7 protein-coding genes and 1 pseudogene are annotated in these 12,636 nt (G+C 68.1%); 5 read left to right on the forward strand and 3 right to left on the reverse strand.

Going from position 1 to position 12,636, the window contains the following annotated elements; translation table 11 throughout:
- Positions 1–412: 412 nt before the first annotated feature.
- Positions 413–1,618: a hypothetical protein gene (locus AC07DC_RS31090; RefSeq protein WP_478917819.1), complete on the forward strand. Its 1,206-nt coding sequence runs from the start codon at positions 413–415 to the stop codon at positions 1,616–1,618.
- Positions 1,619–1,886: 268 nt separating this feature from the next.
- On the opposite strand, the pseudogene AC07DC_RS31095 reads toward AC07DC_RS31090, so the two are convergent.
- A pseudogene (locus AC07DC_RS31095) lies at positions 1,887–2,558 on the reverse strand (ABC transporter permease); the annotation flags it as partial.
- A gap of 655 nt (positions 2,559–3,213) precedes the next feature.
- On the opposite strand from AC07DC_RS31095, the gene AC07DC_RS31100 reads away from it, so the two are divergent.
- The gene (locus AC07DC_RS31100) at positions 3,214–3,759 is read left to right on the forward strand and encodes a hypothetical protein (protein ID WP_478917820.1); all 546 of its coding nucleotides are present in this window, start codon (positions 3,214–3,216) and stop codon (positions 3,757–3,759) included.
- 146 nt (positions 3,760–3,905) lie between these two features.
- On the opposite strand, the gene AC07DC_RS31105 is transcribed toward AC07DC_RS31100, so the two are convergent.
- Together AC07DC_RS31105 and AC07DC_RS31110 are read right to left on the reverse strand one after the other, a co-directional pair.
- On the reverse strand, positions 3,906–4,556 hold the full coding sequence (locus AC07DC_RS31105; RefSeq protein WP_478917821.1) for a helix-turn-helix transcriptional regulator: 651 nt from the start codon (positions 4,554–4,556) through the stop codon (positions 3,906–3,908).
- A 318-nt stretch (positions 4,557–4,874) separates the two neighbouring features.
- Positions 4,875–5,549, reverse strand: a complete 675-nt coding sequence (locus AC07DC_RS31110; protein ID WP_478917822.1) for a DUF4232 domain-containing protein — start codon at positions 5,547–5,549, stop codon at positions 4,875–4,877.
- A gap of 981 nt (positions 5,550–6,530) precedes the next feature.
- On the opposite strand from AC07DC_RS31110, the gene AC07DC_RS31115 reads away from it, so the two are divergent.
- From AC07DC_RS31115 to AC07DC_RS31125, 3 genes are all read left to right on the forward strand, one after another.
- Positions 6,531–7,796, forward strand: coding sequence for a P-loop NTPase family protein (locus tag AC07DC_RS31115; RefSeq protein ID WP_478917823.1), 1,266 nt, complete (start codon positions 6,531–6,533; stop codon positions 7,794–7,796).
- Entirely contained in the window at positions 7,793–11,515 is a 3,723-nt protein-coding gene (locus AC07DC_RS31120; protein WP_478917824.1) for a hypothetical protein, read from the forward strand. The genes AC07DC_RS31115 and AC07DC_RS31120 overlap by 4 nt, the downstream gene beginning before the upstream one ends.
- Positions 11,516–11,824: 309 nt before the next feature.
- On the forward strand, positions 11,825–12,265 hold the full coding sequence (locus tag AC07DC_RS31125) for a VOC family protein (RefSeq protein ID WP_478917825.1): 441 nt from the start codon (positions 11,825–11,827) through the stop codon (positions 12,263–12,265).
- Positions 12,266–12,636 lie beyond the last annotated feature (371 nt).

A 12,636-nucleotide genomic window follows, 5' to 3' on the forward strand; every position in this document is an offset into this window, starting at 1 on the left:
GCCGACTTGGAGTCGCTGGCCTGGGGCTGCGACTTCCGTGGCGAACAGTTCGCGCTGAGCCCAGGCGGAGACGCCCTCGTCCTGGACTCGCGGAGCAACGACGGTCCCGGTAGCCACACCGTCATCTCCCACCGGCACTGCCTGGCCGAGCGAATCCGCCCAGAACATCGGAGAGCGGGCGCGAGCATTGGAGATCGGGAAGATGTGCTGAGGGTCGTAAGCTCCGTGCCTAACTGCCCACCGGCACACTGGCATGGCGCCCGACACGCAGCGGGGCCTGCCGGACGGTCGTCCGGCAGGCCCCGCTTCCGCGTCACTCGGGCGACGACTCGACGCAGGATGTAACATCCGCCGCCGGCCAGCGCGTCATAAGAGGGACGGGGTGCCGCACCCCGAGCCTGGGGGATACGACGTGGCTGTCGGCATACGAGTCGGAACTCTGCTCATCGGCGCGGTATCCGCGCTCGTCATCGGCGGGGGGCTGCCCGCAACCGCGGAAGCGGCCCCCGCGACCGCCGCGGCCGCGCCGCGCTGGAGTGCGGCCGAACTGCCGGACGGCGACACCGTCCTGAGCGGTTCGATCCGACCTGACGCACACACCACGTGGACGGCCGGCTTCCATCTGGGCGACGAGGACGGCAGCGGCTCGTTCCAGCCGGTCGTCTACACGCACGACGACCGCACCAATGGGCCCTGGACCGCGATGCCGACCGCGCCCGAAGCAGTCGGCCGGGTCAACGCCCTGGCGGCGACCTCGGCCCGCGACGGGTGGCTGGTCGGCGACGCCGACCGCGAGGGCGATCCCGTCATGACACAGCACTGGAACGGCCACACCTGGCGCGTCGAACCGGCGCCCATGCCCCAGGACTCGATCAGCGGTGGCCTGCTGGGCGTCGACGCGCTCACGCCGGACAACGTGTGGGCGGCGGGCTGGGCCCAGGTCCTCGACGAACGGATCCCCGATCCGGACGGCGGCCCGACCCAGATCATCGACCATTCCGAGGGCCTCGTCGAGCACTGGGACGGACACGCCTGGCACCGTGTGCCCCTGCCCAAGCAGTACGCGAACTGGGGGCTCAACGCGATCGCGGCATCCGGCCCGAAGGACGTCTGGGCGGTCGGCAGCGGCTACGGCGACGACGACCGGCCGGTCGTCCTGCACTACGACGGGCGTTCCTGGACCGCACTGCCGACACCGCCGTACGGCGGCCTGTACGGCGAGTTCAACGACGTCATCGCCAAAGGCCCGCACGATGTGTGGGCGGTGGGCCGCACCCTCCTGGACGAGGACGACCGCGGCCACGCACTGATCATGCACTGGAACGGCCGGACATGGACACTCCTGGACCGGCCCGCCGACGCCGGCCCACTGACCGGCGCGGCCGCCACCCGTGACGGCATCGTCGCCGTCGGCATGACCCACGACCGCGACAACGGCTACGCACTGCAGGTCACCGGCACCCGCGTGACATCGCTGGGATTCCCCGCAGGAGCGGACGGGACGAGGTACTCGCCGTGGAAAATCTCCACCGCCGGGCGTGATGTGACGGTCAGTGGCTCCGTCTCCTCACCGCAGGAGCAGTTCCCCCGGCCATTGCTGCTGAGCACCCACCCCTGACGCGGCCGCCGTGCCCCCAGCGGTCCTGACGACCGCAGGGGGCACAAGCGTAGGTGCGGGCGGGGACCAGGGCAGGGACGCCGAGAGCTACTGGACGAACGTCCCCCCGAGACCGGGCACTTCGTGCTGGGCGGCCCTGGCCTCCAGCGATCCGGTAGTGATGGCCTCACTATCCAGGCCGCGGAAATTCCGGGAAAGATCCGTCGCGACCTGGCATCAATCTGCGGGCAGGGAAGCCGTGTAGGACACGCGTCAGCTCTTGGTCCGTGAACCTGTGGATGGCGATGGGCGCCATGAGCACCGTGAGCCCGGCGGTCCAGGCGAGCGTGATCACCAGGCCTTGGGCGATCGGGACGCCGATCATCAGGCCGCGGGCCGCGTCGGCCAGGCCCGACATCGGGTTGTACTCAGTGAAGTTGCGCAGCCATCCGGGCGTCGACCGGGTCGGGGCGAAGATGGAGGAGCCGAACTGCAGCGGCATCATGACCAGGAAACCCATGGCTTGCACATACTGGGCGTTCTTCAGGGTGACGCCCAGCACCAGGAAGATCCACATCGTGGCCGAGCCGAACAGGCCGGCCAGCCCGACGGCGACAAACAGGCCGGCCCAGTTGGTGAACTCGAAGTCAACCAGGGCGGCGACGATCATCAGCATGGTGGTGGCGACCAGCATCCGCAGGAGTTCCACCGAGATCTTGGCGTTCAAAACGGAGGAGCGCCCGATGGGCATCGTCCGGAAGCGGTCCATGATGCCGTTGTGAAAGTCCTCGTTGAAGCCGGTACCCACGCCCTGGGCGATGGTCATGCTCGTCATGGCGAGTCTGCCGGGGATCACGTACTGCACGTACGGGTGGTGGCCGCCGCCGAGGGACTGGCCGATGGCGCCGTCGAAGACGTACACGAAGAGCAGGGTGAAGACGACGGGCATCAGGACTGCGTCGCCTTGAATCCGGTGGCTGTTGCGGTGTGGGTGGTCTGGTCCTCCTTCTTGAAGTGACGACCGCACCTGGTGCGACGGTCAGCGTGGCCGGGCTGAACAGGAAGTCCTTGATGACGATCTGAGCCGCCCCACCCGCGGATTGGGAAGCCGGCGCGCTGCTGGACGGTGATCCGCCACTGGAGCTGGAGCACGCGGTGAGAGCCAGCAGCGCGCAAGCGAGGCCTGCGACACCCATTCGGGCACGCCGGGGGTGTACGCGGGTCGCGATCATGCGCAGGCCCATGCCTTCCGGGAGGAGCAGGAAGATGTGGGGGGCGAAGAGGTCGGCAGTCTCGTCCGGACCCGATCGGCTCCGGACGAGACTGCTACCAGGTCGGAGGTTGCCCTGGCCTTGGTACCAGGCAGAGGGCGGCACCCATGGGACGGTGCGCCGCTGCACCGTCAGGAGGGTGGGGCCGGCGGCCTGGTCGACGGGTAGGAAGTCCGGGACGCGGTACGGACAGGCGGGTGCCGTGGCCCTGCGCTAGCCTGAATTGGTGATCCCGTCGCGGGCCCAGTTGCGATGCGGTTCTCCACATCATTTCGGCCTCGCTCTGCTGAGGGCCGACCGGCCCACAGAGCTGGCAATCCGCTCCGAATTCAGCTGGGAGTGACTATGGCCAGTTACGACAGCGCCAAGACCCAGGCATTCGCCAAGGCCACGACCACCGCCATCACCGGCGTACCGCTCGAGGTGTCCGCCGACTATCCGCTCCGACAGGCCGGCAATCTGCCGATCCAGGTCTGCGTGTGTGTGACCGATCCGTGCCCCTGCGACGACCACCCGATCATCTGGGTGGACGAATCCGCGGTCCGCGGCCGTACCGCGACGGGTCGGCGGACCACCAGCGGCGACGATCTCATCGAGTTCGCGATCGATGCGGAAGCGTCGGTGGTCGTCGAGTCCTTCCGTAGCGTCAAAGCCTCCGACGCCTCAAGCCTCGCCGGTCTCTCGCAGCCCGCGGCACCTCTGCCGGTCATCGTGAGGCGTCGCTCGGACGCGGGGCGTTCTGCGAATGAGGGCAGCCCCTGCCAGGAAGCACGTCCTACCACTCGCAGTGCCGATCGCGGCTGCAATGATGTGGAGATCTTCGAGAACGGCGCCGTCTACTGCTTCTACGAAGCCAGCGAGCACTACTGCATCTATCTGCCCTGCCGCTGAGGATCCGGCCCAAGGGCCGTCCCGTTAGCAAAGCGCACGGGTGGTGACGGTCCGTTCACAGACGGCCCCTCCGGGGATGAACCAGCCGCCACGGCGTCGCGCCCGCTGGGTCCCGGCAACCTCCGCATCAGGCAACAGCGGTGTCGTCACAACTGCGGCGTGCCGTTGAGAGCGCGGTACGCAAGTGGTGAGTGGCCGTGCCGGCGGCGGAAGGCGGTGCTGAAGGCACGGACGTCGAGATAGCCGCAGGAACGGGCCACTTCCATCACCGTGATGGTGGTGCCGAGGAGCAGGGCTGCGGCCAGGTCGAGCCGCATGTGGCGCAGCGTAGCCCTTAACGAGGCACCGGTCTCCTCCCGGAACAGCCGCACGGCATGCCGTGCCGACAGGTGGACGGCTGCCGCCACGTCCCGAACCGTCATGAGCTGGGACAGGTTGTCGGCCAGGTGCCGCTGCATCGTCGTCACCGCGAGCGAGAGCCCGCGCGCCGCGGGCGCTTGCGTGCCCAGGTCGTCGTCGGCCGCGAAGGCTCGCCCGGTGTCCACCACGAGTGCGGCCCCGAGGCCGGCCGATCCGGTCTCGCAGCCCGACTGGACGGGGGCCGCGTGGTCAGCGAGTGCGGAGACGAGGGACGCCAGCGATCCGATACGCCGCGACACCACCGGCCTGGTGGTGTCGGTGAGCCCGGACCACCAGCCCCGCTCCCCGGGGAGCGGGCCCTCGTTCACGGTCCCCAGGGTGAAGCCCTGGTGGGCGATGCCGAGGGGGTCGGTGTGACTCGACTCGATCTCGTGCACGTGCACCTGCCCGGGCCGGGCCGGGCCGGGTCAGGAAGACGTCACCGGTACCGACGCCGTGGCTTCCCGCGGAGACACGGAACCGTCCGGCCCTGCTGTAGGCGAGACAGACGTCATAGAACGAATGCCGGTGCCAGTAGTTGCGCCAGGGCGACGCGGGATGGAAGCCCCAGCTGACGAAGTCGGCCTGGAAGGCCCGACCCGGCAGGTGTCCAGCACGCCGGTCAACGCCGGCAGGATCCGGCGGAACGGTTCCCGGGCAGGTCCAGGTGTGGTGATCAGTGCCGCGCTTTTCGCCAAGTGCCCAAGGCGTGCAGATCATCCGCCCTGACCGGCGCTTCCAACCGGACCGACCTTCATCGGAGAGCCGCCGTCCTCCGTGACGGGCAGCGTGCCGGCGCCCGGCCATCGGAGGGTGACCGTCTTGGTCTCGTTCGGCGGGGTCACCAGCAGCGCCGTGACACGGACGCCGGAGCCGCCCGACCTGTTGACCGGGTAGTTGACGCCGAAGGCCACCGACTTCCCGCTCTTGAGGATGATCGGGTTGACCTTCTCACCACTGCGCTTGGCGGACAGCGACCCCGAGTTGGTCTTCAGGTCGACGCCCGCGTACCCGGTTATCGCACAGTCCCGGCCGCCGCTGTTCTTCAGCTGCACCGTGACGGTGCCATCGGGGTCGCCGGAGATGGTGTTGTCCGTCGCCGTGATCTTCAGGTCATCAGTGCGGCACTTTCCGACCGTGCCGTTCTCGCTGGAACCGGTCCCGGCGGCCGTGCCCTGCCCACCGGAGTCCTTCCCGGTCGAGTCCGTCCCACCGCCCTGATTGCTGCCCGCGGTCGACGAACCCGACGGGGTGACCGTCTTGTCGACTGGAGTGGCAGACGAACTGCTCTGCGCGGCGCCCGAGTCCGTGCCCTGGCACGCCGTCATCAACATGGCGCCGCCGACGAGGGCTGCTGAGACGAGAAACGCCTTGCGACGGTTGCCGAACATGTAAGACCCCTTGGTATCCAGTAGTTGAAGCCGAAGCACTATCAGCTCCTCGGTACTTGCTTGATCACTATGAGGGGGCTGTGAACCGTGGGGATCCCGACGGCGTCGTTCCACGACACCGCTGTAGCAGACGGGTGACATCGTCACGGCGCAAGGGCATAACGGTCATCCCGGTACGCCCCGTTCGGCGCCCTGGCAACAACAGGCTTGCCTTGTGGCAGCCATCCCGGTTCGGCTCAGTGAAGCCGACCGCCGGCTCCTGCTGGGGTGAGAAGAGCCGCCTGCCCGGACGTCGGCCCGATCTACGTGATCACGCCCACCTGCGCCGGCGCGATTGAATCGCCCGCCGGCCGGACGTCCCTGGACCAGCGCAAAGGGCTGTCAAGCAGATCAGCTCGGTTCATCAGGCGATGCGAGCTGCCGCACCGATAGAAGGAGCCGACCACACGCCCCAGCAGATCCGAGCCCTGGCCCAGCCAGCCGTGGCACGGGGCGCGGTACGCCGCCGTTGCCACGTCCACGTCAACGGCCTTGCTCAGCCGCATCCGCGTGCGCGGCTCGTCGCAGGCAGGACGTGCGCCGCGTCGCCGGCTCTCGGTCGCTGGGCCCGTCGTGCTCCCCGAGCGGGCGTCGTTGATTGCGGTAGTCAGCCCATACCCTCAGCAGCGCCAAAGCCAGTTGGAGTGCTCCGCTGATCACTGGGGCGACTTCGCTGATGATTTCCATGACATGTCCCTTCGTCGACGACGACGGGGCGCCACGCGGCCCCGCCCTGCACCTCGACGAAACCGCCGAACCCGAGAGGGCGGATACGGCGGGAGGCGGATCCGGACTCTGATCCATCGGCGTCGTCATGACAACCCCGGTCACGGGCATGGTCCGCGGCTTTGCGTGGCACCATGGCTACGCCCGCCGGGATGTCCGGATGGGCGGTCCGGAGTGACGGAGCCTGACGTGGCCGATGTGTCGACCGTTGAGACCATGGCAGAGTTACGCGACGCCGTCGCGAAGCTGGCTGAACGCCGGCACCTGTCGAAAGCGGATTTGACCAGGGCTGCTCAGGCTGCCGGGGACGTCCTCGAACGCGGCACGCTCAGCGACTTCTTCGGCGACCGGTGCACCATTTCGGAGCCGAAACTGCGGATCCTGCTCCACGCGACCGGCCTTTCCGACGCCGATGCCGTCCCCTACCTGGAGGTGTGGCGGCGTGCCCGCGGGATGACGAGCGAAGGCGGCGTCCGAGCCTTCTTCAGCCACCTCATCGACGCTCACACACACCTCTTCGCAGGCCGCGACGCCGAGTTGGCGCAGATTCTCGACTTCGCCACCGGCAACAGCTCCGGATACATGTTCGTCGAGGCACTGTCCGGATACGGAAAGACCTCCTTGATGGCCGAGCTGGCCAGGCGAAACCGTGAATTCCGTTACCACTTCATCAGCCAGGCATACCGGCGGCCCGGCGCCGGCTTCGACTCCACACGCCGCGCCGACATCCTGGACAGTCTGTGCGAGCAACTGAACCCGGAGCACATCCGCGGCACTGATATGCGAAGCCTGGAGGAGGAATTCGTCAGCCTCATCCAGAAGCCCCGCAAGATCAGGACCGTGGTGCTGCTCGACGGCATCGACGAGCTCGGCCCGGACGACAAGCTCCATGGGCTGCTGCCGAAGCGGCTTCCGTCGGGACTGGTCGTCGTCCTGTCGGCCAGGACTCGTGGCGACGGAACCTACCTCGGCGACATCGGGCTGACTCCCGGGGACATGGCGTTGAGAGTGACTCTCGCCGGACTGGACGAGCCCGCCGTCGGAGCGCTGCTGCGGATGGCTGGCGCCGCCCGCCTGGCCGGCCGGCCCGAATTCCTGCAGACGCTGGTGGGCGTATCCGGTGGGGACCCGTTCTACCTCCGCTTCCTGGTGGAGGATGTGGGGGCTGGCATCCTGACCGCGGGCAACGTCGAACAGACGCCCTCAGGGCTGGCCGCATACCTCGACAGTCAGTTCGAGCAGTTACGGCGCAGCAGCCACAGGCCCGAGCACGTGCAGATGCTCGGCTACCTCCTGGAGGCCGAGGCGCTGTCCCGCGAGGACCTCATAGCGCTGGTCGACGGGCTGGACGGCTTCAGCTTCGACGACACGATCTCCGGTATCCAGCGGTTTCTCCTTGTCCACGACGGGCACTTCCGCTTCTGCCACAGCCGCTTCCGAGAGTACTTTCGCGCCAAAGCAGCAGGTCGGTGCAGGGCGTGACATCGGTCAGCGAGGAAGTGGCGGCGTTCTGGACCAGCGGCCGCCCCCGCACACGTCTGCGGGAACACTCCCGCAACTGGAAGCAGGTCCGCACCTCGTACGCCGTCTCCCACGCCGTCAGCGACGCTGCCGCTGACGGCCGGGGGCACGACCTCGTCACGACCCTGCTGGACGAGGACTTCCGAGACCTGCGGCGCAGAGCCTCCAGCACCGACGAGCTGCGCGCCGACATCCGCACCGGGCTCGACTACTTCAGCACCCGCTCTCCGGACCTGCTGCGATACGTGCAGATCCTGTTGGCTGAGCAAGAGGCCACCGATGCGGATCTGATGGCGACCCAACGGCAGCACTGCCAGGGACTGGCCGACTTCCTGCAGTTGGACGTGCCCCCCGACGAGCGGCAGCCCGCCGGCCTCCACAAGGTTCTCCAACGTCTCTTCACGGCGCTGCCACCTTCGTCAGCCGACAGCCGCGCCCAGATCACCCTGGACGGCTACGAGTTGGGAACGTGGCGCTGCGCCTGCGGAGCCCTCACCGGGCTGGAGGAACGGTATCGCTTCGCCTGTGCCTGCGCGGCGGCGAATGGCACTGGCAGGATCGCCCCCGACTCTGCGTCGTGCCCATCCTGCGGAGAGCCTCCGACGTACCGGACGTGCCCTTCGTGCCGTGAGCGCGTCACTCTGGAGAACCTGTGGCGGCTGCGCGACGGCGAGGGCCACCCGTCAGTCCTGCAGATCCCGCTCACCCTCCACCTCCTCCTCGAGGAATCCGGCACCCGCACCGGGCACACGCTGCCCCTCATGCTGCTCCCGATACCGCTGGGCGTCAGGGACCGTGACGGCACCATCGTCTTCGGCGCTCCAGCCGTGTTCTGGTTCGAGGACATCCCGCCGGCCGACGGTTTCGATGTCCCCGGGGGCTTTCTCAGTCTGACCGACACCATCGCCTACGACCGGCAGACCGAGGCCCGCGGAGCGCTGGAGTCGATGTTCCGCCGGGTGCTGCTAGGCGTCGACAGCCGAAACAGCTACCGCGGGTTCCACAACTACCTCCGCCGGCGGATCCACCACCGATCCGTCCGTCGTGCCGACTTCCACCTCACTCGGACCTTCCAGTTGCGCATCGGCAGCAGGCTCGTCGGCGGCAGCAGAACGAACGACTTGCTCCGCTTCATCGACCCCACCACCGAGTGCACGGTCGCCGCGAGCGCATCGCTTCGCGGCGACGCCGCCTGGGTGTCCAGCCGGTTCGCCGGCTCGGCGACCGTGAACGTTCCGCGTCTGGTGGATGTCAACACCACGGTGACTCCAGGATCACGCCTCACCCCGACCCCCGCCGGCATCGGTGGACGGATGCTGGACGGCGGCGGCCTGATACGCCTGGGGTCGAGGGCCGAACCGGGCCAGGTCCTCGCCGGCATCGAACGCGTCCTCACCGACAGTGACGACCAGTCCCACGAAGAGCGGCTACGGCGTGCCATTTTCCCGGAGAAGGAGATGGTGCGCGACGAGTCGCTGCGCATGGCCGGACGTTCCAGCGGGCGAGTGCTTGCGCAGCGTGTCACGCTTTCCGGCGGCGCTGAGGATGAGGGCTCCATCGAACCCGCGCCCGGTCGTCGCATCGACAGGACCGGTATGTACGGCACCGGAATCAGCATGACCGTCGCCGTTGACCGCCCGCTGTCGGTCGGGGACACGATCTACGCCGCAGAAACGGAGGGCTCCGTCGTCGTGTGCGCGGTCCGCAGCGGCTGGACGCTGCGGAACACCACGTTGCTCGACGACGAACCGGATGTCGTGGTCGCGTCCGATCACCCGTGGGCACCGGCACCCGGCGAGCGCGGTACCCGCCGCATCACGGTCCGCATCGACAAGTACGCTCCGACCGGCCACGGCACGCCCTCACTTGTCCCCGGCCCCCACTCACTGCTCACCGGGCAGCCGATGGCTGCCACCGAGTTCACGGAGGGGGCGCAGACGCTCACCGCCCGGCAGCTGCGCTGGCTCGTCGCCACCGGTGCGCGATGGCTGGCCCTGGAGCTGTACGGGCCGCGAAGCGAGGCACCGTGGGGCGTGGAGCTCTACCAGTCGATCCTGTCCGACAGCCGGGAAATCACGTTCCCCACCAGCGGGCTTCCGCTCAAGGAATGGAGTGGCCTGTCCGACTCCCCGTCTCAGGCGATACGCCGTATGGACCGGCTCCTTGCCGGCGCCAGAATCCGGGCACGTGTCGGCCCGGCCGGAATCGGCCTGCATCTGATGACCGACGAGCAGGTCCGCGCCGCCTCGCACGGTGCGCTGAGTCCGCCGCTACCCTCGCAAGCGCCCATCGAGCCCCTCTTCGACAAGCGGGTGTTCGGCCCGGAACGTGATGAGTGCGCGTGCGGGAGGCGGGGGTTCAGTTGGTCCATCGGGAGCACGTGTACGGGGTGCGGCGAGAAGGTCATCGCCGCCTCCGAGCGCATGTCCAGGCTGGGCCACATCGACCTTCCCGTTCCGATCGTCCACCCCTGGTTGCTCCACGGCGGCATCGGAGCGGAGCTGGCCACACGGCTCGGTGTCACGCCCGAGGAGCTCGCAGCGGTCGTGGCGTGCGAAGCGTATGTCGCCACCGACCGCAGAGATTTCGGGGTTCTTCGCGGCCGGATCCTTCCGACGGAGGACGTACGCGTCGATGACGGCGACGATTCGGCACGGCTGCCGACCGGCGGCGAGGCCGTGGAGACACTTCTGGACATTTCGCGCCGGGCTGATCCGTCCAGCGCCGTCGGTCTGGCGAACGCCCAGATCGTCATCCGTACGCTCCCCGTTCTCCCGGCCGGGCTGCGGCCGTACAATCACGGGCCGCTGACCGGTGCGAACGCGAGGTACAACGCCGTTCTTCAGCGCATCGGCAGGATCCCGAGCATGCGGAAAGCCGGATTCTTCGGCATCGAGAAATTCCGCCTGGAATGGTGTGGCTCGTTCCAGCGGACCGCGAACAGCCTGTTCGGTTCCGAACCCCTGGGGGAAGTCGGCTCCCCAGCCGACGGCGCACCAGCGTCTGTCGCCGACGGCCTGATCCCCCGCTCCCGTCATGAATCCCTGCGCGACCATCTCATGACCCGGAACGTCGCCTACAGCGGGGCAGCAAGGGTGGTGCCCAACGACAGCGCCATCCCGGACACCGTGTACCTCCCGAAGGAGATGGCGCACCGGCTGCTGTGGCCGGCCGCAAGCAAGACGATCCGGCGCGACGGTACGGCGTCAGGGACCGCAGCGTGGAAACTCGCCCGGGATCACCCTAACAACATCGGCGGGGCGTTCGAGGCTGCGTACGCGCGAGTGGTGGTGCTGGTCGCATTGCCCACAGGCCCCTGGCCGCTGGTCGCACTGCGCGTCCAGCCGGCCAACGACCCGGCAGTCGCCCTGCATCCCAGCCTCCTCGACCACGTCGGCTGGAGCAACTTGGGTCAGGTCGCGAGGATCTTCAGCATCCTGACGGACACCGCTCAACGCGAAGCCCTCGAGCTGCTGACCCCCTCGCGGCTCCGTACGCTCGATCACGTTCCGGATGACCGGCCGCGTCGAAAGTCGATCTTCGACATCACACCGACCACCGCGATCGAAGATCTCGTGCACGCCGCACTCACGGGCACGGACCTGCCGCTGGCCGGCGACGAGGACCATCTCCTGCTGTGCTCCAAGGAGTGGACCGACAGCGCACCGGACGTGCGGTAAATCGCGACCTGTGCACACGGAAAGTGGGTGTTGCCGTCGGCCGCGCTCGCGCACGCTGCGCGTCGTTGAGGAAGCATGGAAAAGCGGGGACGGTAAGCTGCGGCTGATGGTCTTCATGGGGGCGGCCACCTGCGCCGCACTCACCCTCGGTGGTGGTGCCTGGCTCGCGGGTCTGCCGTAGCGGTGCTGAGGTGCGATCCAGATTTTTCGGAGTTCGGCGGTCTGCGGATGTCGAGAACGTGCCACCGGCTCCGTCCCAGGGACATCAGCGGCCACCACCGGCCGCGCGAGGAAGAAGGAGAAACCAGCATGGCGATTCAGCGGATGGACAACGTCGGCATCGTCGTCGAGGACATGGACGCCGCCATCGCGTTCTTCGTGGAACTCGGTATGGAGCTGGAGGGCAGGGCGCAGGTCGAAGGCCCCGTCGCCGACCAGTGCACCGGACTCGACGGCGTCCGCTGTGACATCGCCATGGTCCGGACCCCGGACGGTCACAGCCGGCTCGAGCTGGCGAAATACCGCAGCCCCGCGGCGATCAGCGCCGGGCCGCGCAACCGGCCGCACAACATTCTCGGCACGCACCGCGTCATGTTCGCCGTCGACGACCTCGAGGACACCGTGGCCCGCCTGCGCCCCCACGGCGCTGAACTCGTCGGCGAGATCGCCCGGTTCGAGGACAGCTATCTGCTCTGCTACCTCCGCGGCCCGGAAGGCATCATCGTCGGACTGGCCGAGCAACTGCGCTGAGAACAAAGAACCGAACCATACAGCCGAACAAGATCATCGAGGTTCTCAACCGCCCGATCAGCCAACTGAACTGCAAGGACGCCATCCTGCCGGCCATGGCCCGCACAGTGATCTGCATCATCACCGACGAGCTGGCCCGCGCGGGAGTCACAGCCTCACTGTCCACACCACCCGAACCGGCATAGACGAGACATCTCAAACAGTCCACCATGTCCCTGACGGGACGCCTCGCCGACGTGAAAATCGGTTCTCCGGGGTCGGCTTACGGACCGCCCAGGTGCTGCTGGCTGGGCTCGGACCGGACATGCACGTCTTCCCCACTGCCGACCACCTGGTCTCGTGGGCGAAGTTCGCCCCGCGGACCCTCCAGT

Source organism: Streptomyces sp. NPDC045021, from assembly GCF_056432645.1.

Excerpts from the sequence above, each read along its gene's own strand:
- AC07DC_RS31100 (WP_478917820.1), top strand. The coding sequence starts at position 3,214 with ATGGCCAGTTACGACAGCGCCAAGACCCAGGCATTCGCCAAGGCCACG.
- AC07DC_RS31110 (WP_478917822.1), bottom strand. The coding sequence starts at position 5,549 with ATGTTCGGCAACCGTCGCAAGGCGTTTCTCGTCTCAGCAGCCCTCGTC.
- AC07DC_RS31115 (WP_478917823.1), top strand. The coding sequence starts at position 6,531 with ATGGCAGAGTTACGCGACGCCGTCGCGAAGCTGGCTGAACGCCGGCAC.
- AC07DC_RS31125 (WP_478917825.1), top strand. The coding sequence starts at position 11,825 with ATGGCGATTCAGCGGATGGACAACGTCGGCATCGTCGTCGAGGACATG.